The sequence below is a fragment of the Streptomyces sp. GQ60 genome (genome assembly GCF_059758875.1).
This window is the reverse complement of record NZ_JCAXEG010000012.1, coordinates 84151-107611: the sequence shown is the minus strand read 5'-3', so window position 1 is coordinate 107611 and position 23461 is coordinate 84151. Positions and strand designations below refer to the sequence as shown.

At 72.8% G+C, this 23461-nt stretch carries 21 protein-coding genes; 12 read left to right on the top strand and 9 right to left on the bottom strand.

The genetic code is table 11. The annotated features are described in order from the left end of the window. Positions 1 to 106: 106 nt before the first annotated feature. On the top strand, positions 107 to 496 hold the full coding sequence (locus AC6CKD_RS26920; protein ID WP_498330653.1) for a VOC family protein: 390 nt from the start codon (positions 107 to 109) through the stop codon (positions 494 to 496). 102 nt (positions 497 to 598) lie between these two features. Here AC6CKD_RS26920 and AC6CKD_RS26915 read toward each other — a convergent pair whose 3' ends face one another. The 3 genes from AC6CKD_RS26915 to AC6CKD_RS26905 all read right to left on the bottom strand — a co-directional run bounded on the left by AC6CKD_RS26915 (position 599) and on the right by AC6CKD_RS26905 (position 4611). Beyond that, a complete protein-coding gene (locus AC6CKD_RS26915) occupies positions 599 to 1786 on the bottom strand; it encodes an SGNH/GDSL hydrolase family protein (RefSeq protein ID WP_498330651.1) in 1188 nt (395 codons plus the stop codon). Between the two features lie 271 nt (positions 1787 to 2057). After that, positions 2058 to 3677 (bottom strand): malate synthase A, encoded by a 1620-nt coding sequence (gene aceB / locus AC6CKD_RS26910; RefSeq protein ID WP_498330650.1) that lies wholly within the window; start codon positions 3675 to 3677, stop codon positions 2058 to 2060. Between the two features lie 262 nt (positions 3678 to 3939). Further along, positions 3940 to 4611, bottom strand: coding sequence for a nucleotidyltransferase family protein (locus tag AC6CKD_RS26905; protein ID WP_498330649.1), 672 nt, complete (start codon positions 4609 to 4611; stop codon positions 3940 to 3942). A 216-nt stretch (positions 4612 to 4827) separates the two neighbouring features. Here AC6CKD_RS26905 and yczR point away from each other — a divergent pair, with 216 nt between their 5' ends. Next, positions 4828 to 6315, top strand: coding sequence for a MocR-like transcription factor YczR (yczR, locus tag AC6CKD_RS26900; RefSeq protein WP_498330647.1), 1488 nt, complete (start codon positions 4828 to 4830; stop codon positions 6313 to 6315). Between the two features lie 192 nt (positions 6316 to 6507). On the opposite strand, the gene AC6CKD_RS26895 is transcribed toward yczR, so the two are convergent. Together AC6CKD_RS26895 and AC6CKD_RS26890 are read right to left on the bottom strand one after the other, a co-directional pair. Further along, positions 6508 to 7143: a response regulator gene (locus AC6CKD_RS26895; protein ID WP_243339143.1), complete on the bottom strand. Its 636-nt coding sequence runs from the start codon at positions 7141 to 7143 to the stop codon at positions 6508 to 6510. Beyond that, positions 7140 to 8399: a sensor histidine kinase gene (locus tag AC6CKD_RS26890; RefSeq protein WP_498330645.1), complete on the bottom strand. Its 1260-nt coding sequence runs from the start codon at positions 8397 to 8399 to the stop codon at positions 7140 to 7142. Before AC6CKD_RS26890 ends, AC6CKD_RS26895 begins: the two co-directional genes overlap by 4 nt. A gap of 134 nt (positions 8400 to 8533) precedes the next feature. Between AC6CKD_RS26890 and AC6CKD_RS26885 the strand changes: the two genes are divergently transcribed. Both AC6CKD_RS26885 and AC6CKD_RS26880 read left to right on the top strand, forming a co-directional pair. Beyond that, on the top strand, positions 8534 to 9622 hold the full coding sequence (locus tag AC6CKD_RS26885) for an ABC transporter permease (RefSeq protein ID WP_498330644.1): 1089 nt from the start codon (positions 8534 to 8536) through the stop codon (positions 9620 to 9622). After that, positions 9619 to 10299 (top strand): ABC transporter ATP-binding protein, encoded by a 681-nt coding sequence (locus tag AC6CKD_RS26880; RefSeq protein ID WP_498330643.1) that lies wholly within the window; start codon positions 9619 to 9621, stop codon positions 10297 to 10299. The genes AC6CKD_RS26885 and AC6CKD_RS26880 overlap by 4 nt, the downstream gene beginning before the upstream one ends. Here the strand turns inward: AC6CKD_RS26880 and AC6CKD_RS26875 are convergent. Further along, complete coding sequence (locus AC6CKD_RS26875; RefSeq protein WP_498330641.1) at positions 10296 to 11816, bottom strand: hypothetical protein; 1521 nt, start codon at positions 11814 to 11816, stop codon at positions 10296 to 10298. The two genes, AC6CKD_RS26880 and AC6CKD_RS26875, sit on opposite strands and share 4 nt — an antisense overlap. Before the next feature lie 240 nt (positions 11817 to 12056). Next, positions 12057 to 12857, bottom strand: coding sequence for an IclR family transcriptional regulator (locus AC6CKD_RS26870; RefSeq protein ID WP_385367555.1), 801 nt, complete (start codon positions 12855 to 12857; stop codon positions 12057 to 12059). Positions 12858 to 13194: 337 nt separating this feature from the next. Here AC6CKD_RS26870 and allB point away from each other — a divergent pair, with 337 nt between their 5' ends. The 3 genes from allB (at position 13195) to AC6CKD_RS26855 (ending at position 16265) form a co-directional block, all read left to right on the top strand. Further along, the gene (gene allB, locus AC6CKD_RS26865; protein WP_498330784.1) at positions 13195 to 14529 is read left to right on the top strand and encodes an allantoinase AllB; all 1335 of its coding nucleotides are present in this window, start codon (positions 13195 to 13197) and stop codon (positions 14527 to 14529) included. A 2-nt stretch (positions 14530 to 14531) separates the two neighbouring features. Next, on the top strand, positions 14532 to 15650 hold the full coding sequence (alc, locus tag AC6CKD_RS26860) for an allantoicase (protein WP_478685305.1): 1119 nt from the start codon (positions 14532 to 14534) through the stop codon (positions 15648 to 15650). Positions 15651 to 15803: 153 nt separating this feature from the next. Further along, the gene (locus tag AC6CKD_RS26855; protein ID WP_498330639.1) at positions 15804 to 16265 is read left to right on the top strand and encodes a pyridoxamine 5'-phosphate oxidase family protein; all 462 of its coding nucleotides are present in this window, start codon (positions 15804 to 15806) and stop codon (positions 16263 to 16265) included. A 45-nt stretch (positions 16266 to 16310) separates the two neighbouring features. On the opposite strand, the gene AC6CKD_RS26850 is transcribed toward AC6CKD_RS26855, so the two are convergent. Then, positions 16311 to 17045 carry an SDR family oxidoreductase gene (locus tag AC6CKD_RS26850; protein ID WP_498330637.1) on the bottom strand — a complete coding sequence of 245 codons (735 nt, stop codon included), beginning with the start codon at positions 17043 to 17045 and terminating at the stop codon, positions 16311 to 16313. A gap of 170 nt (positions 17046 to 17215) precedes the next feature. Between AC6CKD_RS26850 and AC6CKD_RS26845 the strand changes: the two genes are divergently transcribed. From AC6CKD_RS26845 to AC6CKD_RS26835, 3 genes are all read left to right on the top strand, one after another. Continuing rightward, complete coding sequence (locus AC6CKD_RS26845) at positions 17216 to 17830, top strand: dihydrofolate reductase family protein (RefSeq protein WP_498330635.1); 615 nt, start codon at positions 17216 to 17218, stop codon at positions 17828 to 17830. Between the two features lie 156 nt (positions 17831 to 17986). Beyond that, a complete protein-coding gene (locus AC6CKD_RS26840; RefSeq protein ID WP_498330634.1) occupies positions 17987 to 18901 on the top strand; it encodes a DMT family transporter in 915 nt (304 codons plus the stop codon). 55 nt (positions 18902 to 18956) lie between these two features. Continuing rightward, positions 18957 to 20141: a cytochrome P450 family protein gene (locus tag AC6CKD_RS26835; protein ID WP_498330633.1), complete on the top strand. Its 1185-nt coding sequence runs from the start codon at positions 18957 to 18959 to the stop codon at positions 20139 to 20141. A 23-nt stretch (positions 20142 to 20164) separates the two neighbouring features. Here the strand turns inward: AC6CKD_RS26835 and AC6CKD_RS26830 are convergent, their stop codons facing one another. Next, the gene (locus tag AC6CKD_RS26830) at positions 20165 to 21169 is read right to left on the bottom strand and encodes a Gfo/Idh/MocA family protein (RefSeq protein ID WP_498330631.1); all 1005 of its coding nucleotides are present in this window, start codon (positions 21167 to 21169) and stop codon (positions 20165 to 20167) included. Between the two features lie 220 nt (positions 21170 to 21389). Here AC6CKD_RS26830 and AC6CKD_RS26825 point away from each other — a divergent pair, with 220 nt between their 5' ends. Continuing rightward, a complete protein-coding gene (locus tag AC6CKD_RS26825; protein WP_498330630.1) occupies positions 21390 to 22409 on the top strand; it encodes a sugar ABC transporter substrate-binding protein in 1020 nt (339 codons plus the stop codon). Beyond that, positions 22406 to 23461, top strand: a complete 1056-nt coding sequence (locus AC6CKD_RS26820; protein ID WP_498330629.1) for an ABC transporter permease — start codon at positions 22406 to 22408, stop codon at positions 23459 to 23461. The genes AC6CKD_RS26825 and AC6CKD_RS26820 overlap by 4 nt, the downstream gene beginning before the upstream one ends.

Sequence of the window (23461 nt, the reverse complement as noted above, 5' to 3'; positions counted from 1 at the left end):
CATGCCAGTCCGCCGCGTGACGATCACCCGATTTCCCGGTCGACGACCGCCGGGCCCAGGAGGAACATGGGAGCAGGGGTGCGTGCGACGGATCGAGGGAGTGGCGATGTTTGCGGACAGCAAGGCCTATGGCGGCTTCTCGGTCGACGACCTCGGGAGGGCGAAGGAGTTCTACGGCGGCACGCTCGGGCTTCGCGTCACCGAGGAAGAGGAGATGCCGGTCCTGCAGCTGCACCTCGCGGGCGGCACCAAGGTGCTGGTGTATCCGAAGGAGAACCACGAGGCCGCGAGCTTCACGATTCTCAATTTCCCCGTCGACGACATCGACAAGGCGGTCGACGAACTCACCGCGCGGGGCGTCCGCTTCGAGCGGTACGAAGGGTTCGAGGCCGACGACAGGGGCGTCGTCCGCTCCACCGAACGCGGAATGCCGTCCATCGCCTGGTTCAAGGACCCGGCGGGCAACATCCTGTCCGTCCTCAACGAGTCCGGGTAGTACCGCACTCCCGCCGCGGCGAGGCCGGAAAGACCAGGCCGCGGCGGATCAGTACTACAGCGCTACGGAGCTATGGACCTACGGAGCTATGGACCTACGGACCTACGGGGCCGGGGTCAGGTACATCCCGCTCTGGTCGCCCCCGGCGGTGTTCTTGCAGCCGAACCCGCTGCCCGCGGGCTGTGCCACGACCAGTGCGAGGCAGCGCCCGGCCGCGAGCTGCCCGAAGTAGTTCGGGTGCATGGACTCCTGGACCAGACCCTGCGTCTCGCTGCTGTCGATCCAGCGGGCCCACTCGCTGGTCTTCGCCGAGGCCGGCGCCGCGGTGGTCACCTGCTTGCTCGCCTTCGCGCAGACCTCGCGCCCCTGCATCATGTCCTTGAGGTCCAGGAATTGCGCGCCCTTGGCGGCGGCGACCGCCTTGAGCCGTCCGGCGATCTGCGGCACGAGCGAGTCCCGCGCCCAGTCCGAGTCCCTGTTCCAGAAGGGACAGCCGCCGGTGTTGAGCCGGCTCCAGTCGCTCTGCGTGTACCGGTTCTCCGCGCCGCGCGGGATCGGCGACGGGTAGGACTGCAGCACGAGCCGGTACGAGGAGTCGGCGTACCCGGCGCCGCGCATGACGGCGCGCACCTCGTCCACGGACTTGCCCACGTCGGCCATGACCCCGTCGATCTTCTGGTCCACGCCCCACTGCTGATCGTCGTAGCAGTAGGAGTTCCAGAGCACGAAGTCGTACGCGCACTCCTTGATGATGTCGGCGAAGCCGAGGTCGTTGCCGCCGATGGACAGCGCGATGACCTTGACGTCGTTGCTCGCGGCCACGGCGGCGAGCTGATCGGCCTGCGGGGCCTCGCCCTTGAAGGCGACGCCTCCGTTGGAGGCGCGGAACACGTTCTGCGAGACGGCTCCGGAGCAGGCCAGGTTGATGGCGACGTCGGCGATGGCCCCGGCGCTCTTCACCTCGGCGGAGTCCGACCGGTGGCAGCCGCCGGCGGTGGCCCCGTAGACCTTGCCGGGGTCGTAGCTGCTGCCGCTGACCCAGGCCCGGTCGGTCCCGGTCCGGTTCCCGCTGTTGGTCAGGCTGTTGCCCTTCCAGCGTCCGGCCTCCCCGGAGATGTAGCTGTCCCCGAGGGAGACCACGGCGGTGGGCCCGTTCCCCGGGCCGGCCACGGCCGTCCCGGCCCCTCCGGCGACCAGGGCCCCGGCGACGAGCGGCACCGCCATCCCGATCCCGGCCAGTCGTCGCACCCGACGGGCCCGGTCCATGCTGTCGTTGCGGAATCCGATCACTGCGGAACTCCTGCGGTCGGCCATGCGGGAGCCAGGAACAACTCCGTCGCATGGCTGGGTAAGTGGGGGTTACCGCCGGCCGGTGGCAATCGGAAAGGTGCCATCCCGCGCGTTGTTACCGCTAGGTACAGGCAAGTTACGAACAAGTAACAACCGATCGGTCGTTCGGCGGGAACCGGTCGGAGGCACAACAGCGCCCCCGGAGCCGGAAGGCTTCGGGGGCGCTGTCGGGGGCTTTCGGCTGCTGTGCGTTTCAGCCGAAGACGGGGTGCTAGCCGATGAGCTGGTCGTACGCGGGGAGGGTGAGGAAGTCCGCGTAGTCGGCGTCCAGGGAGACCTGGAGGAGGAGGTCGTGGGCCTGCTGCCACTTGCCGGAGGCGAAAGCCTCCTCGCCGACCTCGGCGCGGATCGCGGCGAGTTCGGCGGCCGCGACCTCGCGGGCGAGGTCGGCGGTGGCGAGCTTGCCGTTCTCGAAGACGACGCCGGCGTTGATCCACTGCCAGATCTGCGAGCGCGAGATCTCGGCGGTGGCGGCGTCCTCCATCAGGCCGAAGATGCCGACGGCGCCGAGGCCCCGCAGCCAGGCCTCGATGTAGCGGATGCCGACCTGGACGGCGTTGCGCAGGCCGTCGTACGTGGGCTTCGCGTCGAGCGAGTCGATCGCGATGAGCTCGCCGGCCGCGACGGAGACGTCCTCGCGGAGGCGGTCCTTCTGGTTGGGCTTCTCGCCCAGGACGGCGTCGAAGGAGGCCATCGCGATCGGGACCAGGTCGGGGTGGGCGACCCAGGAACCGTCGAACCCGTCGCCGGCCTCGCGGTCCTTGTCGGCCTTGACCTTCTCGAATGCGACCTTGTTGACCTCGGCGTCCTTGCGGGACGGGATGAAGGCCGCCATGCCGCCGATGGCGTGCGCGCCGCGCTTGTGGCAGGTCTTGACGAGGAGCTCGGTGTACGCCCGCATGAAGGGCGCCGTCATCGTCACCGCGTTGCGGTCCGGCAGGACGAACTTCTCGCCGCCGTCACGGAAGTTCTTCACGATGGAGAAGAGGTAGTCCCAGCGGCCGGCGTTCAGGCCCGCCGCGTGGTCGCGCAGCTCGAAGAGGATCTCGTCCATCTCGTACGCGGCCGTGATCGTCTCGATCAGGACCGTTGCGCGGACGGTGCCCTGCGGGATGCCGACGTAGTCCTGGGCGAAGACGAAGATCTCGTTCCAGAGGCGCGCCTCCAGGTGGGACTCGGTCTTCGGCAGGTAGAAGTACGGCCCCTTGCCGAGCGCGATGAGGCGCTTGGCGTTGTGGAAGAAGTACAGGCCGAAGTCCACGAGCGAGCCGGAGGCCGGGCCGCCCTCGAACTGCAGGTGGCGCTCCTCCAGGTGCCAGCCGCGGGGGCGCATCACGACGGTGGCGAGCTCCTCGGCGGGCTTGAGGGCGTACGCCTTGCCCGTGCGGGCGTCGGTGAAGTCGATGCGGCGCTCGTAGGCGTCGATGAGATTGAGCTGGCCGAGGACCACGTTCTCCCACGTGGGAGCCGAGGCGTCCTCGAAGTCGGCGAGCCAGACCCTGGCGCCCGAGTTCAGGGCGTTGATGGTCATCTTGCGGTCGGTGGGACCGGTGATCTCCACACGGCGGTCGTTCAGCGCGGCCGGAGCCGGCGCCACCTTCCAGTCGCCCTCGCGGACCTGTGCGGTGTCCGAGAGGAAGTCGAGCGTGGAAGTACGGGCGATCTCGGCGCGGCGCACGGAGCGGCGGGCGAGCAGCTCGGCGCGGCGCGGGGCGAACCGCCGGTGGAGCTCGGCCACGAAGGCGAGGGCCGCTTCGGTGAGGACCTCGTCCTGCCGGGGCAGGGGCTCGGCGGCGACGATGGCCAGCGATGACGGCGCTGGTGCGGACATATCTGTCACTCCTTCAGCGGCGGTGCCTGGCGGCCGCGGGGAATGCTCGCGCTGGACGGCACGCAGTGCCGTCGGGTGTGGAGAGTTCCGGGATACGGTCGCGGGCGCCGTCTGGGGGTTCAGGGCGCTTCTGACCAGTGGATAGTAATTTCCTCATGGTGGAAGTTCAATGGTTTGTTGATGTCGAGATTCTCTGAGTCGACAGATTCCGCTTCACGGCCGGTTCCTCGTGGCCCTCAGTGCCATCGCGGTCACAGCCCGCTCAGGCCAGTCGTGCCAGGTCGGGAGGGGTGTCGATGTCGAAGGCCTCCGCGATGTCACCGCACTCGACCAGCGTGAGTTCCGCCGCGTGCGCCGACAGGTGCACCCGCGCGCCCTTGTCGCCCGTGGCCGTCGCCACGATGTCCGGCCAGCGGTCCGCCCCGAAGAGCACCGGGTGCCCGCGCTCGCCGTCGTAGGCCGCCGCCACCAGGCTCGCGGGGGACCGGTAGGCGGCCCGGACCCGGGCCACCGCCTCCGGGCCGATGCCGGGCTGGTCCACGAGGGAGACCAAGGCCGCGCGGGCGCCCGTACCGGCCAGCGAGGCGAGGCCGATCCGCAGGGAGGAGCCCATGCCCTCGGCCCAGTCCGGGTTGTCGGTCACCACGCAGCCGCTCAGGTCGGCGCGCTCGCGCACCTCGGCCGCCGAGGCGCCGAGCACCACGTGCAGCGGGCCGCAGCCCGCCTCGCGCAGGACCCGTACGGCGTTCTCCACCAGCGGGCGGCCCCGGTAGGTCAGCAGGGCCTTCGGGCGGCCGCCGAGGCGCCGGCCGCCGCCGGCCGCGAGGAGCAGGCCGGCGATCACCGGGGGAGCGGAGCGGTCGGCTGCCGCCGCGGGCTGCCGGTGCTGCCGCTGGTGCTCGCGCTCGTCTGGAGTGCTGCTGTGGGGTGACATGTCACCGATTCTCGCTCGCGCCGCAGGAGGCGCCGTACGGCGGCCAGCGCCGCCCCCACGCGCAGGGGCTCGGCGATCCGGTTCTCGGCGGCGGTGAGCAGGGCCCGTTCGTCACGGTCGGTCAACATTGCGGCATCTCCTTGCCAATCGGCGGCCAATGCAGCGAGTCTGGACCCAGATTGGCCTGGTAGGCAGAGCCAATCAGGGGAGGTTGGCATGGCAAACGGGCGAGTGGTCCAGACGGCGGACAGAATGATCAGCAGCCGCCAGCTCGCGGCGCTGCTCCCGGCGGAGGTCCTGGCCCGCCCCGGCTACCGGGCCCTGGCCGACGCCGTCCGCACCCTGATCCTCGACGGCCGCATCGCCCTGCACGTGCGGCTGCCCGCCGAACGCGAGCTCGCCGAGGCGGTCGGCGCCAGCCGGGCCACCGTCACCGGCGCCTACGACCTCCTGCGCGAGAGCGGCTACGTCCGCAGCCGCCGCGGTTCCGGGACCTGGACCGAGCTTCCCGAAGGCCACCGCCCGGTCGGCGCGCACGCCATAGTCGGCGCCGGCGGCTACCACACCGACGGCGACCCCGGCATCGACCTGGCCATCGCCGCCATGGGCGCCCCCGAGGACAGCCTCTCCGACGCGGTGGCCTGGGCCGCTCCCCGGCTCCCGGCGTTCGCCCGCAGCCCCGGCTACCACCCCTTCGGCCTGCCCGACCTGCGGACCGCCGTCGCCCAGCGGTTCACCCGGAGGGGACTGGCGACCCGACCGGAGCAGATCCTCGTGACGGCGGGCGCGCAGCAGGCGTTCGCGCTGGTGGTGAGCCTGCTGTGCCGGCCCGGGGACCGGGTGATGACCGAGAACCCGACCTACGCCAACGCCCTCGACGCGCTGCGCCACGCGCGGCTGCGCACCGGGTCGATCGCCGTCTCCGACGCGGGCTGGGACCTGGAGATCGCCGAGTCCGCGCTGCGCCAGACCGTGCCGAGGCTCGCGTACGTGATCCCCGACTTCCACAACCCGACGGGCGCGCTGATGCCGGCGGAGCAGCGGCTGCGGCTGCTGGCGGCGACCCGGCGGACCGGGACCTGGCTCGTGGTCGACGAGACCATCGCCGACATCGCGCTCGACGTGCCGGCGCCCGCGCCGCTGGCGTCGATCGCGCCGAAGGGCGGAGCCGATCACGTCGTGACCATCGGCTCGCTGAGCAAGACCCACTGGGGCGGGCTGCGGGTCGGGTGGATCCGGGCCACCGCCAAGATGATCACGGAGCTGACGGCGGTCCGGGTCGCGGCCGACATGACCGGCTCCGTCCTGGACCAGCTGGTGGCGCTGCCGCTGCTGGCGGGGCTGGAGCGGACGCTGCCCGAGCGCCTGGAGCGGCTGCGCGGGCAGCGCGCGGCGCTGATCGCCTCGCTGGAGCGGCACACGCCGGAGTGGTCCTGGCAGGTGGCGCCGGGCGGGCTCTCGCTCTGGGTGGACCTCGGGGAGCCGGTCAGCTCCGCTCTGGCGGACCGGGCGGCGGCGGCCGGGGTCAACATCGGGCGCGGCGCGCGGTTCGGGGTGGACCCCGGAACCTTCGAGCACCGGCTGCGGATCCCGTACACGCTGGCGGCGGAGCGGCTCGACGAGGGGGTACGGAGGCTGGCGGAGGCCTTCCACGGGGGCGTGCCGCTGCCTTCGGCGGTGGAGCGGCCGTACTGGGTGGCGTAGGGGCGCCGCCGTCTGAGCGGGCCCCTGGCCCCCGGCCCGGGGTGCGGTCGGGTGGGGCCCTGCGGGGCGAGCGTCCCCTACCCGCCCTTCCTCCGTTCCCCGGGCGTTGCCCGGACCCTGCTGGGGCTCCGCCCCAGACCCCGGTCCTCAAACGCCGGCGGGCTGGATGTGGCCGCCGCCGGGCTGAGAACCCTACGGCGTGCGGATCAGGCGGCGGGTGGCAGCCGTGGCCACTGCCGAGGTGCGGGAGTCGACGCCCAGTTTCGCGTAGATGTGGACCAGGTGGGATTTGACCGTGGCCTGGCTCAGGAAGAGCTGTTTGGAGATCTGCTGGTTCGACAGGCCGTCCGCGACGAGCTGGAGGACCTCCAGTTCGCGCTTGGTCAGGGCCTCCGCCGGGGTCCGCATGCGGTCCATCAGGCGCAGCGCCACTGCCGGGGCCAGCGCCGACTGGCCGGCCGCCGCGGTGCGGACCGCGGCCGCCAGTTCCTCCGGCGGGGCGTCCTTGAGGAGGTAGCCCGAGGCGCCGGCCTCCACCGCCGCCAGGATGTCCGCGTCCGTGTCGTACGTGGTCAGCACCAGTACCCGCGGGGACGGGGACCCGGCCGTGATCAGGGCCGTGGCCGCCGAGCCGTGCATGCCGCCGCCGGGGCCGAACTGGAGGTCCATCAGGACCACGTCGACCCCCGCCGAACCGGCCAGCTCCACCGCCCGCTCCGCCGTCGCCGCCTCCGCCACCACCTCGAAGTCCGGCTCGGTGTCCAGGACCGCGCGCAGCCCGGCCCGTACCACCGGGTGGTCGTCGGCGAGGAGCAGCCGGATCGTCATGACAGGGCCTCCGCGGGCAGGGGAAGGGTGACGGCCACGGCGGTGCCCTGGCCGGGGGCGGATTCGACCGTGAACAGGCCGCTGAGGGTTTCGGCCCGCGAGCGCATCGCCGGCAGGCCGAAGCCGCCCTCGCCCGAGGGGGCGGAGGAGGCCGCGCAGGGGTCGAAGCCCTTGCCGTCGTCGACGATGTCGAGGGTCACGGAGGAGTCCATGAAGGTCAGGGTGATCTCGGCGCGCCCGGCCCCCGCGTGCCGCACCACATTGGCCAGCGCCGACTGCGCGATCCGCAGCAGCGCCACCTCGTAGGGGGTCGGGAGCGGGCGGGCGGTGCCGCTCAGGGAGAAGCGGACCCGGGGGCCCGGCGCCCCCGAGCACAATCGCTCCAGCGCGGCCGGCAGCGACCCGTGCTCCAGGTCCGGAGGCGTCAGGGCCCGTACGAAGCGCCGTGCCTCGGCGAGGTTCTCCTGGGCGGCCTCCCGGGCCCGCCCGATGTGCGGAAGGGCCGCGGAGCCCTCGGGCAGGCTGCGCTCCGCGGCCCGCAGGAGGAGCTGGATGGAGGACAGGCCCTGCGCCAGGGTGTCGTGGATCTCCCGGGCCAGCCGCTCCCGCTCCGCCAGGATCCCGGCGCTCCGCTCGGCCGCGGCCAGTTCCGCCCGGGTGGTGATGAGCTCCTCGATCAGCTCGCGGCGCCGCTCGCTCTCCCGGTACAGCGCCTGGTAGCCCAGTACCGTCGCCACCGCCACGGCCCCGCCGAGCAGCGGCCCGAGGACCGCGCCCGGGGTCACCGCGCCGCCGTCCGCGAGGCCGAGGTGTCCCACGAACCCGGCGATCGCCGCGCAGGCGGTCACCGCGACGGCCGTCACGCCCCAGCGCAGCCGCAGCAGGTGCAGTTCCAGGAAGTACAGCGGGAAGGCGATCCACAGCCCGTCGGGCGAGACCACGAGCAGCGCCGCCCAGGCCGCGACCAGGGCGGCCAGCCACACCGCCCCGGCGCGCGCCGAGCTGTGCACCGCGGGGGTCCGTACGCCCGCGAGGTACACGGCGGCCAGCACCGCGCAGACCGCGACCACCCAGCCCGCGCGCGGCGCGGAGTCGGCGACGGCCCGCCCGGCGGCGAGGGCGAGCAGGCCGAAGAGCAGCGCGTGCAGGCACAGCCGCAGGACGCGGGAGACGGGCGTGAGGGCGCGGGCGCCGGGGGTAGCGGGTACGGGGGGCGGCGGGAGCGCGGCCGCGGCGGACGGGAAGGGAGCAGTCATGGCCTGACCAGCGTAAGTCCGGGTCCGGGGGCACCGGTCAACCAAAGGATTGATGTCTTGGTGCGCCCTTCGATACGAGGATCACTACTGTGGCGCGATGCCTTGTGTCCACGCGGAAGACCAAGGTGGGGAACATGTTCGTCGCATGGAGAGATCTACGGTTCGCGAAGGGCCGCTTCGCCCTGATGGGGTCGGTCGTCCTGCTCATCACGCTGCTGGTCGGCCTGTTGTCCGGGCTCACCGCGGGCCTGGCCCGGGAGAACATCTCGGCCATCACCGGCCTGCCCGCCACCACCCGCCTCGCGTTCGCCGCGCCCGCCGGGGACCAGAAGGTCTCCTTCACCAACTCCCAGGTGCCCGAGAAGGCCTGGCTGGCCTGGCGGGAGCAGCCGGGGGTGACCTCGGCGCAGCCGCTGGGCATCCGCACCACCAACGTCGTCTCGGGTGAGCGCACGGCGGGCGTGTCCGTCTTCGGCGTGGATCCGGCCGGGTCCCTCGCGCCCCGGGGGAGCGGCCTCGCCCAGGGGCAGGTGGTCCTCACGGAGAAGGCCGCCAAGGAGCTCGGCGGGCTGACCGCCGGAGGCAAGCTCAGGGTCGGCCAGGTCGAGCTGACCGTGGCCGCGGTCTCCGGCACCGCCGCCTACAGCCACACCCCGGTCGTCTGGATGGACCTCAACGACTGGCAGCGGGTCGGGAACCCCGGCACCTCCATCGACACCCTCGCCACCGTCGTCGCCCTGGACGGCTCCGGCGTCGACTGGGCGGCCGGGGACGAGGCCGCCGCCACCCGGGCGCAGACCATCGACGAGGCCCTGAGCGCGATCGGCTCCTACACGTCCGAGAACGGCTCGCTCCAGCTGATGCGCGGGTTCCTCTTCGCCATCTCGGCCCTGGTCATAGGAGCCTTCTTCACGGTGTGGACCATCCAGCGCAGCGGGGACATCGCCGTGCTGAAGGCACTGGGTGCCTCCACCCCGTACCTCCTCAAGGACGCCCTCGGGCAGGCCGTGGTGATGCTGGCGCTCGGCACCGGGGCGGGCACCGCGCTCGCGGCCGGCTTCGGTGCGCTGATCAGCGGGGGCGACGTGCCCTTCGTGCTCGACGCCGCCACCGTGCTGGTGCCGGCCGCCGTCATGATCGCGCTCGGCGCGCTGGGCGCCGCCCTGTCCATCCGGCGGATCACCGCCGTAGACCCCCTGACCGCTCTCGGGAGCGCCCGATGACCCTGCTCGTGCACGACGTCACGCTCACCTACCCGGACGGCGACGGCCGCCTCACCGCGCTGGACGCGGTCGGCCTGGAGGTGCCCGCGGGCACCCTGACGGCGGTGGTCGGCCCCTCCGGTTCCGGGAAGTCCAGCCTGCTCGCGGTCGCCGCCACCCTCGTCACGCCCGACGCGGGACGGGTGGTCGTGGCCGGGCAGGACACCTCGGAGCTGGGCGCGGGCGAGAAGTCGGCGCTGCGCCGGGAGAAGATCGGCATCGTCTTCCAGCAGCCGAACCTGCTGGCCTCGCTCACCGCCGCCGAACAGCTCCAGGTCATGGCCCACCTCTCCGGCCGGCCCGCGCGCGCCCTGCGCCGGCGGGCCCTGGAGCTGCTGGACGCGGTGGGACTGGCCGACAAGGCCGACAAGCGGCCGCACCAGCTCTCCGGGGGACAGCGCCAGCGGATCAACATCGCCCGCGCCCTGATGAACGAGCCCTCCGTGCTGCTGGTCGACGAGCCCACCAGCGCCCTCGACCACGAGCGCGGGGCCGCGATCCTGGACCTGCTGGTCACCCTCACCCGCGAGCGCGCCACGGCCACCGTGCTGGTCACCCACGACCACGCCCACCTGGGGCGGATGGACCAGACGGCGACCATGGCCGACGGCCGCCTCACCGGCTCGGTGCCGGTCTAAGGGCCGACCGGGTCGGGCCGTGCCGAAGGGGACAGGTAGGCGAGGTGGCCGGGCGGACCGGGGAAGTCCGGCAGGGGGAGCGGGCGCCAGTCCCGCGCCCACTCCGGCGGCCGCGCCCCGGCCGCCACCAGCACCGCTGTCGGCAGCGTGCGGGCGAGGGCGGCGAGCCCGGCGGGAGTGATGCTGCCGTCGTGGCCCCCGTAGACCTGGCGGGAGGCGCACCCGGCGCGGAACGCCACGCGGACGGCCTCCGTGCCGCTGACCACGCAGGGCGGCCGTAGCCCCTGGCGCTGGAGTGCGGCGGCGACCGCGGCGAAGGCGGCCCGGTCGGCCCTGCTGCGCGCCCCCACCGCGGCGGTGACCGCGAGCTGGAGGGCGAGGTGCGCGGCCAGCACCAGACAGAGCGCCCCGAGGGCCGGGGGGCGGGTGCGGGCCCAGGCGAGGATCCGGGCCAGGCAGAGGGCGACGGGGAGGGCCAGCAGGGCGTACGCGGGCAGCAGGAAGCGGGGCGCCGCGTACCCGACGAAGAGCAGGTACGGCGCCGCCAGGCAGACCGCGGCGGCCGTGGGTACGAGGAGCGGGCGCAGCCGCCCCGTCCGGTACGCGGTGACGAGCCCGCCCGCGGTGAGCAGCGGCAGCGCGCACCACCACAGCCCGGTGACGGGCCGGGACCAGGGCACGTCGCACGGGCGGCACAGCGTACGGCCGCCCAGGGCGCGCAGGTGGTCGCCGAAGGCCGGGTTCCAGCCGAGTCCGCCCTGGATCTCGCCGGCGCGGTGCAGCCGGGTGAGGAGCCCCCCGTAGCGGAGCTCGGCCTCGACGACCCACTCGGCGCCGCCGAGCAGCGCCCCCACCGCGAGCGCCGCGAGCAGCACGGTCCGCCGCCCGGCGCGGACGGCCGGCACCGCGCACGCCAGGGCCAGGACGAGCCAGAACGCGTCGGCGGGTCGCATGAGCGCGGCGAGGCCGGTCCCGGCGACGAGTCCGGCGACGGCGACGCGGTCGGCGGGGTCGCGGGCGGCCCGCAGGAAGCAGCCGACGGACAGCAGCCCCCCGAAGGCCACCCAGAGGTTGGGCATGGCCTGCGGACCGTAGGACAGGGTCGTCCACAGGCCGGCGAAGAGCGCCCCGGCCAGGGCGAGCACCGGCGCGGGGAGCAGCCGCCGCCAGGCCCAGAGGGAGAGCAGGAGCGCCGCCGCGGACAGCAGGGCCAAGGAGACCCGCAGGGCCGTGACGGACGGGGTGAGGGCCGCGACGGGGGCGATGAGGAAGGTGATGCCCCGGGCCCTCGGAGCGCTGAAGAACGCGGCGGGGGCGTCGCGCGCGACCTGGCTGACGTAGACGGTCTCGTCCCAGCCGAGTCCGGTGCCCGGTACGGCCAGCAGCAGTTGGGCGACCGCGTACGCGGCGGCGACGGGGGCCAGCCAGCGGAGATCACGCCGCCGCCCCGCACCGGCGGCGGGCTCCGGCCGGACATCGGGCGGGCTCGGTGCCGTGGTGGGGTTCGGGGCGTCCATGGGCGGACCTCGGGGCGGGAGGCGGGGTGGTCGGGCCACCACGCTGCCCCGCCGGGGCGCACCCCGCCATCGGGGGCCCGCAGTCGGCCCAGCGCCGGCCCCGCACGGCCGCGGGAGGGCCCCGGCCCCGGGGCGGCCCCCCGCCCCGGCCGGCGCGCACCGGGGGAGTGCGCGCGAGAGCCCGGCGCCCCCACTGGTGGGGGCGCCGGGCTCTCTACGCGTCTACCGCCCGGCCGGGGTCTACGCCGGGTTCTGGCTCTGCAGGGCCACCGACAGCTCGGCCGCGACGCCCTGGAGGATCGGCACGAAGGACTCGGCCACCGCCTCGGTCACCCGGCCGGCCGGGCCGGAGATGGAGATCGCGGCGGCGGTCGGAGAGTTCGGCACGGAGACCGCCAGGCAGCGGACTCCTATTTCCTGCTCGTTGTCGTCGACGGCGTAGCCCACCCGCCGGACGACCTCGAGGGCCTCCAGGAAGCCCTCGGGCGTGGTGATGGTCTTCTCGGTCGCGGCCGGCATCCCGGTGCGCGAGAGCAGGGCCCGTACCTCGTCCGCGGGGGTGTAGGCGAGCAGGGCCTTGCCCACGCCGGTGGAGTGCGGCAGGACCCGGCGTCCGACCTCGGTGAACATGCGCATGGAGTGCTTGGACGGCACCTGGGCGACGTAGACGATCTCGTCCCCGTCGAGCAGGGCCATGTTCGCGGTCTCGCCGGTCTCCTCCACCAGGCGCGCCAGGTAAGGGCGGGCCCAGGTGCCCAACAGCCGCGACGCGGACTCGCCGAGGCGGATCAACCGGGGTCCGAGGGAGTACCGTCGGTTGGGCTGCTGCCGGACGTAACCGCACGCCACGAGGGTGCGCATGAGGCGATGGATGGTGGGCAGCGGCAGACCGCTGGCGGCGGAGAGCTCGCTGAGGCCGACTTCGCCCCCGGCATCGGCCATGCGTTCGAGCAGATCGAAGGCGCGCTCAAGGGACTGGACGCCACCGCTGGCGGTGGGCTTGGTGGAGGCGTCGGTGGTGCTGGCGCTGGACGTCGGCACGGGCGCGGTCCTTTCGGTGCTGGCAGGCAAGCAAGCAGCCTACCGGTCGGTCTGCGTCGGCCCTAGAGCCGGGGCAATGCCGTCCCCGCCGGTCAGAGGCGGTTTGTCCTGGTGGTGGACGTCCTCGGGAAGTTGCCCGTCCGGTTCCCGGTGGCGGTAGCTACATTCTGCATAGCGAAATCTTAATTCCATCCTGTGGAAACATCCAATTGCGGTGCGCGGTCGTCAGTGGTCCGTCCGGGCGCTCTTGACTGGTTCCGGATCGACGTGAAGACTCCGTCAACAGAACGTTGAATTTCGCTCTGTGGAAGTAGATGGGGAGGTTCCGGTGTCCGACCTGGCTGTGGAACTGGTACTGCGCTCGACGCGCGTCATCACCCCCGAGGGGACGCGTGCCGCTTCGGTGGCCGTCGCCGGCGGGAAGATCGCGGCCGTGCTGCCGTACGAGGCCGACGTACCGGCCGGTGCCCGGCTGGAGGACTTCGGCGACGACGTGCTCCTCCCCGGACTGGTCGACACCCACGTCCACGTGAACGACCCCGGTCGTACCGAGTGGGAAGGCTTCTGGACGGCCACCCGCGCCGCCGCAGCCGGTGGCATCACCACCATCCTCGACATGCCGCTGAACTCCCTGCCGCCGACCACCACGACCGCCAACCTGGTGGTCAAGCAGGACGTCGCCCGGGCCAAGGCGCACGTGGACGTCGGCTTCTGGGGCGGCGCGCTGCCGGACAACGTCAAGGACCTGCGCCCGCTGCACGACGCCGGCGTCTTCGGCTTCAAGTGCTTCCTCTCGCCCTCCGGCGTCGACGAGTTCCCCCTCCTCGACCAGGAGCAGCTGGCCTCCTCGCTCGCCGAGATCACCGGCTTCGGCGGCCTGCTGATCGTGCACGCCGAGGACCCGCACCACCTGGAGTCCGCGCCGCAGAACCCGGGTCCCAAGTACGCCGACTTCCTGGCCTCCCGCCCCCAGGACGCCGAGAACACCGCGATCCAGAACCTGATCGACCAGGCGAAGCGGCTGAACGCGCGCGTCCACGTCCTGCACCTGTCCTCCGCCTCCGCGCTGCCGCTGATCGCCGCGGCCAAGGCCGAGGGCGTGCAGATCAGCGTAGAGTCCTGCCCGCACTTCCTCACCCTCACCGCCGAGGAAGTCCCGGACGGCGCCACCGAGTTCAAGTGCTGCCCGCCCATCCGCGAGTCCGCCAACCAGGACGTCCTGTGGGACGCGCTCGCCGACGGCACGATCGACTGCATCGTCTCCGACCACTCGCCCTCCACCGCGGACCTCAAGACCGGCGACTTCGCCACCGCGTGGGGCGGCATCTCCTCCCTCCAGCTCGGCCTTCCGGCCATCTGGACCGAGGCGAAGAAGCGCGGCCGCACCCTCGAGGACGTGGTCCGCTGGATGTCCGCCGCCCCGGCCGCCCTCGCCGGTCTGGCGGGCAAGGGCGCGATCGAGGCAGGCCGCGACGCCGACTTCGCCGTCCTGGCCCCCGAAGAGACCTTCACCGTGGACCCCGCGGAACTGCACCACCGCAACCAGGTCACGGCGTACGCGGGCAAGACCCTGTACGGCGTCGTGAAGTCCACCTGGCTGCGCGGCACGCAGATCGCCGACCACGGCACCCCGTCCGAGCCCACCGGCCGACTCCTTGAAAGGCAGAACTGACAGTGGCGATTGAATCCTTCACCGGCAACGCGAACCCGTACGGAGGCGGCGACCCGTACGCGGACTACCGCAGCGCGGACTTCCCGTTCACCCAGTACGCGAACCTCGCCGCCCGTGAGCTCGGCGCCGGTGTCATCGAGGCCAACGACGAGTTCTTCGCCCAGCGCGAGAACCTGCTGATCTCCGAGGCCGCGCACTTCGACCCGGAGGACTTCGGCCACAAGGGCAAGGTCATGGACGGCTGGGAGACCCGCCGCCGCCGCGGCATCTCCGCCACCCAGCCCTGGCCGACCGCCGAGGACCACGACTGGGCGCTCGTCCGCCTGGGCGCCCCCGGCGTCATCCGCGGCATCGTCGTGGACACCGCCCACTTCCGCGGCAACATGCCGCAGGCCGTCTCCGTCGAGGCCACCAACTGGGAAGGCGCCCTCGCGCCGACCCCGGCGGAGCTCCAGGGCGACGACATCAAGTGGACGACCATCGTCGCCCGCACCCCGGTCGGCGGCCACGCGGCCAACGGCTTCGAGGTCGACGTCGAGCAGCGCTTCACGCACCTGCGCGTGAACCAGCACCCCGACGGCGGCATCGCCCGCCTGCGCGTCTACGGCGAGGTCGTGCCCGACCCCAAGTGGCTCGCGGCGCTCGGCTCCTTCGACGTGGTGGCGCTGGAGAACGGCGGCTCCGTCCAGGACGCCTCCAACCGCTTCTACTCCCCGCCGACCAACACCATCAACCCGGGCCGCTCCCGCAAGATGGACGACGGCTGGGAGACCGCCCGTCGCCGTGACAACGGCAACGACTGGATCCGCTACCAGCTCGTCGCCGAGTCCGAGATCCGCGCCGTCGAGATCGACACCGCGTACCTCAAGGGCAACTCGGCCGGCTGGGCCTCGCTGTCCGTCAAGACGGGCGAGGAGGGCGAGTGGACGGAGTTCCTGCCGCGCACCCGCCTGCAGCCCGACACCAACCACCGCTTCGTGCTCGACGCCCCCGCGGTGGGCACCCACGTGCGCATCGACATCTTCCCGGACGGCGGCTTCTCCCGCCTGCGCCTCTTCGGCGCGCTGACGGAGGCCGGCACCGCCGCGCACACCGCCCGTCACCAGGAGCTGGGCGGCTGACGCCACCCTCGTGACCGCCCCGGGGGCCGACACCCCCGGGGCATGCGCGAACACCCCGCAGGGGCGCACCGTTTCGACGGCGCGCCCCTGCGGGCTTTCCGGCGGGCGCGGCCGCTACCCTGCGGCTACGGCAGACACCCCGGGGGGCGGACGATGACGGACGGCGCACCGCGCACGACGCGGCAGCGGTACGAGGACACACTGGCCAGGTTCGAGAAGGACGTCGACGTCTGGGTCGCCACCGCGGACGCCGGGGGCGTCCCCTGCCTGGTGCCCCTCTCGTTCCGGTGGGACGGCGCGACGTTCCTGCTGTCGACCGGGCGCACCCTGCCCACCGGCCGCAACCTCGCCGACGGCGGCCGGGCCCGGCTGGCCTTCGGCACCACCCGCGACGTGGTCCTGGTCGAGGGCACCGCGACCCGGCTGGAGGCGGCGGAGCTCGAACCCGGCGAGATCGAGGCCTTCGCGGCGCACTCCGGCTTCGACCCGAGCGCCCTCAAGACGCCCTACCCCTACTTCCGGGTCGTGCCCGTGTGGATCCAGGCCTGGCGCGAGGTGAACGAGATCGCGGGCCGGGACCTGATGAAGGACGGCCGCTGGCTGCCGCTGCCCTGAGGGCGGCGCCGCGCCGCGCCCCGCCGCCGGCCGAGTTCGCGGGGCCTACGCCGCGTACCCGCCGTCCACCGAGAACTCGGCGCCCGTGACGTACACGGAGTCGGGGCCCGCGAGGAAGGACACCATGGCGGCCACCTCCTCCGGGGTGCCGTAGCGGCCCAGGGCCGTCATGGCCGCCTGCGGGGCGGCGTCGGGGCCGCCGGCCGGGTTCATGTCGGTGTCCACCGGGCCCGGGTGGACCAGGTTCGCGGTGATGCCGCGGTCGCCGAGTTCCCGGGCCAGGGCCTTGGTCAGCCCGCTCAGCGCGGCCTTGCTCATCGCGTACAGCGTGGCGCCCGGACCCGGGACCCGCTGCGCGATGCAACTGCCGATGGTGATGATCCGCCCGCCCCGGCCCATCACTCCGGCCGCCGCCCGGGAGGTCAGGAAGGCGCCCCGTACGTTGACGGAGAGGACCCGGTCGATGTCGGCGAGGGAGAGCCCCTCCAGGGGGCCGAGCACGCCCACGCCCGCGTTGCTCACCAGGACGTCGAGCCGCCCCAGGTCCCGTATGGCCTCCTCCACCGCGCCGGCGGCCCGCTCCGCGTCCCCGATGTCGGCCCGCAGGGCCAGGCCGCGCCGGCCGAGCGCCTCGATCTTGCCGACCACGTCGGCGGCCGCGGCCGCGTCGTTGACGAAGGTGATCGCGACGTCCGCCCCGTCCCGCGCCAGCCGCAGCGCGGCCGCCGCGCCGATCCCCCTGCTGCCGCCCGTCACCAGGGCCACTGTGCTGCCGTTCATGGTGTTCCTCCCGCTTGGTTGGTTGCGAGTTCAATGAAATCGCGCGGAGATCTCAGGAGCTGGCGGGAATCGGACATCGCGTTCGCGCGCGCCGGAGCGATGACTTCAGGCCGGCCCGGGAGTCTGAACCGGTAACGACAGAGGTACCGGAGCCAAAGGAGCGCAGAGCCATGGGAAAGCTGACCCTCACCACCTTCCTGACCCTCGACGGGGTGATGCAGGGCCCCGGCGGGCCGGACGAGGACACCAGCGGCGGGTTCTCGTACGGCGGCTGGCTCGTACCCTTCGCCGACGAGGGCATGGGGGACTTCGTCACCGAGGTCTTCGACCGGGCCGGGGCCTTCCTGTTGGGGCGCCGGACCTACGAGATCTTCGCCTCGTACTGGCCGCAGCACGACGACCCCGCCGACCCGGTCGCGAGCAAGCTCAACCGGCTGCCCAAGTACGTGGCCTCGACCACGCTCAAGGAGCCCGCCTGGGGCCCCGTCACCGTGATCGACGGGGAGCAGCTGCAGAGCGAGGTCGTACGGGTCAAGGACGCGACCGAGGGGGAGCTGCAAGTGCACGGCAGCGGCGCGCTGGCGCAATGGCTGCTGGCGCGGGACCTGGTGGACGAGCTGAACCTGCTGGTCTTCCCCGTCTTCCTGGGCGGCGGACGGCGGCTCTTCCCGACGGGCGGGCTGCCGACGGCCTTCGAGCTGACGGGCTCCCGCACCACCTCGGCCGGCACGGCCGTCCACACCTACCGGCCGAAGGGTCGCGCCGCGTTCGGCACCTTCGACTGACACCGGGCCCCTGGCCTGCGGGTCTACCGGCCCGCGGGCGGGCCGTGCGGCCCCGGAGTCAAAGGGCTCGACCGGCCGATCATGCTCGGGTAGCTTGGGCTCACCCCCCGTGCGAGCCGCCGAAGTCTCCACCTGCCTTCTGCCGTTGGAGAACCGGTGTCCACCATCGCCGCCCCCGCTCCCGTCGCCGCCCCCCGCCGGGCCTGGCTCGCCGACCTGCCGGTCCTGCTCGTCGCCGTCGTCTGGGGCGGCAGCTACCTCGCGGCCAAGGGCGTCACCACCACGCACACCGTGATCGCCGTGCTCGTCCTGCGCTTCGCGCTGGTCCTGCCCGTCCTCGTCGTCGCCGGCCGGCGGCGGCTGCGCGCGCTCACCCCCGCCCAACTGCGCGGCGCCGGAGCACTGGGACTCGTACTCGGCGGAATCTTCCTGCTGGAGACCTACGGCGTCGTCCACACCTCCGCCACCAACGCCGGGCTCATCATCAGCCTGACCATGATCTTCACCCCGCTCGCCGAGTCCGCCGTCCGCCGCCGGGCCCCCTCGCCCGCCTTCCTCGGCGCCGCGGCCGTCTCCGTCAGCGGAGTCGTGCTGCTCACCCAGGGGGCGGGCTTCACCACCCCGAGCCTCGGCGACCTCCTCATCCTCGGCGCCGCCCTCGCGCGGACGGTGCACGTCCTGCTCATGGCCCGGATCAAGGCGGTGCAGGACGCGGACTCGCTCTCCCTGACCACCGTCCAGCTCGGGACCGCGGTCGCCGTGTTCGCCGTACTGGCCCTGCTGCCCGGCACCGGCGCGAGCCCCTGGGCCGCCGCCGCGGACTTCGGCGCGGCCGAGTGGGCCGGGCTCGCCTTCCTCTCCGTCTTCTGCACGCTGTTCGCCTTCTTCGTGCAGATGTGGGCCGTCCGCCGCACTTCGCCCTCCCGCGTCAGCCTGCTGCTCGGCACCGAACCCCTGTGGGCCGCCGCGGCGGGCATCGCCATCGGCGGCGAGCGGCTCGGCGCGGCCGGGTTCGCGGGGGTCGCGCTCGTACTCGCGGGTACGGCCTGGGGGCGGCGCGCGGCTGGCTGAACGAATGGCCCAAAGCCGCTCCGGATGGGCTCAACTCCCGGTCTAGGGTGGGCACATGCCCGTTCTGGACCTCAGTACGATCGCCGAAGACTTCAACGAGAACCCGTACCCCCACTACGCGCGCCTGCGCGCGGAGGGGCCCGTCCACCGCGTGAAGGCCACGGACGGCCAGGAGGTCTGGCTGATCGTCGGTCACCAGGAGGCCCGCCAGGCCCTGACCCACCCCGCGGTGTCCAAGAACTGGCTGGCCTCCGGGCTCTACGCCGACCGGGAGCAGACCGAGGCCAGCGCCAACATGATGCGCGCCGATCCGCCCGACCACACCCGCCTGCGCCGGCTGGTCGCACGCTCCTTCGCCCCGGGCCGGATCGAGGGACTGCGCACGCGCGTCCAGGCGATAGTCGACGGACTGCTCGACGCGATGGATGCCCTCCCCGAGCGCCGCGCCGACCTGATCGAGGCCTTCGCCCAGCCGCTGCCCATGACCGTGATCTGCGAGCTCCTCGGGATTCCGGAGGCCGACCGCGATGCCTTCCACGGCTGGATCACCGAGATGGTCTCGCCCACCGGGGTCGAGTCCGAGAACGCGGCCGTGCGGGCCATGACGGACTGCACGGCCGGGCTCGTCGACGCCAGGATCGCCGACCCTGGCGAGGACCTGCTCAGTGACTGGGTGACCAGCCGGGGGGACGACGGAGACCGGCTCTCCCGGCGGGAACTGGTCGCCATGGCCGTCCTGATGATGGTCGGCGGGCACGAGACCGCCGTGCACCTGGTCTCCAACGGGATGCGGGCGCTCCTCACCCACCCCGAACAGCTCGCCGCCCTGCGCGCGGACCCCGACGGGCTGATCGACGCAGCCGTGGAGGAGATCCTGCGCTACGACGGCCCGGTGGAGACGGCCACCTTCCGCTTCGCCGGCGCGGATCTGGAGATCGGCGACACCTTAATCGAGGCCGGCTCTCCCCTGTTCGTCTGCCTCGCGGCGGCGAACCGGGACCCGGCCCGCTTCGACCTCCCCGACACCTTCGACATCCGCCGACCCGGCCGCGGCGGGCACATCGCCTTCGGACACGGCATCCACCACTGCGTCGCCGCCCCGCTCGGCCGGCTGGAGGGCCGGATCGCGATCCGGTCCCTGGTGGAGCGCTTCCCGGACCTCAGGGAGGAGCCGGCCGCCCTGGAGTGGGTGCCCGGGACCCTGGTCCGGGGGACGACCCGGCACCCGGTGCGGTGGTAGCCGGCATGGACCGGTCGCCGGCCTCAGAGATCCGCCAGCTCCTCCAGGGCCACCGGCCGCCGCTCCCGCCGCGAGAGCTCGCAGGCCTCCGCCACCCGGAACGCGGCCAGCGCCTCGACGCCGTCGCACGGATTGGGGCCCTCGCCGCGCACCAGTCGTACGAAGGCCGCCAGCTCCGCCTCGTAGGCGGGGGCGAACCGTTCCAGGAACCCCGGCCACGGTTTCGTCGCCGGGGGCGGACCCTGCGGTTCGGTCGAGGCGATCGGCGTGCGGTCGTCCAGCCCGGTGGACACCTGGTCCAGCTCCCCGGCCAGCTCCATCCGGACGTCGTACCCGGCGCCGTTGCACCGCGTACCGGTACTGGAGACCAGCGTCCCGTCGTCCAGGGTGAGGATCGCCGTGCCGGTGTCCACGTCGCCCGCCTCCCGGAACCGCGGCGGCCCCGCGTCCGAGCCGGTCGCGTACACCTCGCTCACCTCGTGCCCGGTCACCCAGCGGACCATGTCGAAGTCGTGCACCAGGCAGTCCCGGTACAGCCCGCCCGAGGTCCGCAGGTACTCGGCGCTGGGCGGCGAGGGATCCGCGGTCGTGGTCCGTACGGTGTGCAGCCGGCCCAGGGCTCCGGAGCGGACCAGCTCGCGCGCCGTGGTGTAGCCCGCGTCGAAGCGGCGCATGAACCCCAGCTGGAGCACCCCGTCGGCCGCCGCCACCTCGCGCAGCACCGCCAGGGTGCGGTCCAGGTCCGGGGCGACCGGCTTCTCGCAGAACACCGGCAGCCCGCCGCGGACCGCCCGTACGACGAGGTCCGCGTGGCCCTCGGTGGCGCAGGACACCACCAGCGCGTCCACGCCCCAGGTGAAGATCTGCTCGACGGTGGGCGCGGCGGTGGCCCCGAGCCGGTCGGCGAGGCGCGCCGCCCGCGCGGGGACGGCGTCGGCGAGCAGGAGGGAACTCGCGTCCGCCTGGCGGGCCAGGGCCGACGCGTGGAAGGAACCGATGCGGCCCGTTCCGATGAGCCCGATGCGCATGCACTCAACGTGACCCCGTCCGGGGGAGCTGTCAATCTGTCCCGCTGTGTCCGGCACGGTCCGCAATGGCCCCGATGACCTTGCATGGTGCACTGTGACGGATACTGGGCGGCTGTGGCGTGAAACGAATGACCGTTCTGACGAGCGGGTACCGCGGCGGGACAGCGCCGCCGGGACAGCGCCGCGGGAACGGCGCGACAAACGAAAGGCACGGGCAGACGTGGCTAGGGTTCGGACAGGGGTACGCCTCGTGGGCGCGGTGCTCGCGGCGGTACTGGGTGCCTCCCTCGTGGGCTGCAGCAGTACGGGCGGCAAGCGCGCCGAGGACCGCGCGAAGGCCGAGGCGGCGGGCCGGCCCGCCGTTTCCACCCCGCGCTGGACCTTCGCGATGGTCACCCACGCGGGAGACGGCGACACCTTCTGGGACATCGTGCAGAAGGGCGCCAAGGAGGCCGCGGCGAAGGACAACATCAACTTCGTCTACGCCCACGACGACCAGGCGCAGCAGCAGGCCCAGTTCGTCCAGAACGCCATCGACCAGAAGGTCGACGGGCTGATCGTCTCCCTCGCCAAGCCCGAGGCGCTCAAGGACGTCCTCGCCAAGGCCGTCAAGGCCGGCATCCCGGTGATCACGGTCAACTCGGGGTCCGCCCAGTCCGCCGAGTACGGGGCGCTCACCCACATCGGCCAGGACGAGGAGATCGCCGGCGAGGCGGTCGGCACCGAGCTGGGCAAGCGCGGCCGCAAGAAGGCCGTCTGCGTCCTGCACGAGCAGGGCAACGTCGGGCACGAGCAGCGCTGCGCCGGAGCGAAGAAGACCTTCGGCGAGTCCGGCGGGACACTGGAGAACCTGTACGTCGAGGGCACGAACATGCCGTCCGTCCAGTCCGCCCTCCAGGCCAAGCTGCAGGCCGACCCCTCCGTCGACGCGATCGTCACCCTCGGCGCGCCCTTCGCGCCCACGGCCGTCAAGGCCAAGGACGCGGCGGGCAGCAAGGCCGAGGTCGACACCTTCGACCTGAACGCCTCCGTGGCCCGCGACCTGAAGTCCGGCGCCCTCGGATTCGCCGTCGACCAGCAGCCCTACCTCCAGGGCTACGAGGCCGTGGACCTGCTCTGGCTCTACCGCTACAACGCCGACGTGCTCGGCGGCGGCCGGCCGGTGCTCACCGGACCGCAGATCGTCACCGGGGCCGAGGCGGCCACGCTGGAGAAGTTCATCAACCGGGGCAGCCGATGAGCACCGGCACAGGGACCAGCACCCGGGCGCCCGCCCCGCGCGACGAGCGGCTCGCGCCCACCTCGCTGCCGCGCCGCCTGCTCGGCCGGCCCGAGCTCGGCGCGGTGGTCGGCGCGGCCGCCGTCTTCGTCTTCTTCTCCTTCGCCGCCGACAGCTTCCTGCGGGCCTCCAGCCTGAGCACGATCCTGTACTCGGCCTCCACCATCGGCATCATGGCCGTCCCGGTGGCCCTGCTCATGATCGGCGGCGAGTTCGACCTGTCCGCCGGGGTCATGGTCACCTCGTCGGCGCTGCTCAGCTCGATGTTCAGCTACCAGATGACCGCCAACGTCTGGGTGGGCGTCCTCGTATCGCTGCTGGTCACCCTGGGGATCGGGTTCTTCAACGGGTTCATGCTGACCCGCACGAAACTGCCCAGCTTCATCATCACGCTCGGCACCTTCCTGATGCTGACCGGCCTGAACCTCGGCTTCACCAAGCTGATCAGCGGCTCCGTCTCCACCAAGACCATCGCCGACATGGAGGGCTTCTCCTCCGCCCGCGCGCTCTTCGCCTCGCAGTGGACCTTCGGATCGGTCACCCTCAAGGTCACCGTCCTGTGGTGGCTGGTCCTGGTCGCCGTGGCCACCTGGATCCTGCTGCGCACCCGCGCCGGGAACTGGATCTTCGCCGTCGGCGGCGGCGCGGACGCCGCCCGCGCGACCGGCGTACCGGTCGTGAAGACCCGTATCGGCCTGTACATGGGCGTCGCGCTGTGCGCCTGGATCTCCGGGCAGCACATCCTCTTCTCGTTCGACGTGGTCCAGTCGGGCGAGGGCGTCGGCAACGAGTTCCTCTACATCATCGCGGCCGTCATCGGCGGCTGTCTGATGACCGGCGGCTACGGCTCGGCCATCGGCTCCGCCGTGGGCGCCTTCATCTTCGGCATGACCAGCAACGGCATCGTGTACGCCCAGTGGAACCCGGACTGGTTCAAGTTCTTCCTCGGCGCGATGCTCCTGCTGGCCACGCTGCTCAACGCATGGGTCCGCAAGCGGGCGGAGGCGAAGTGA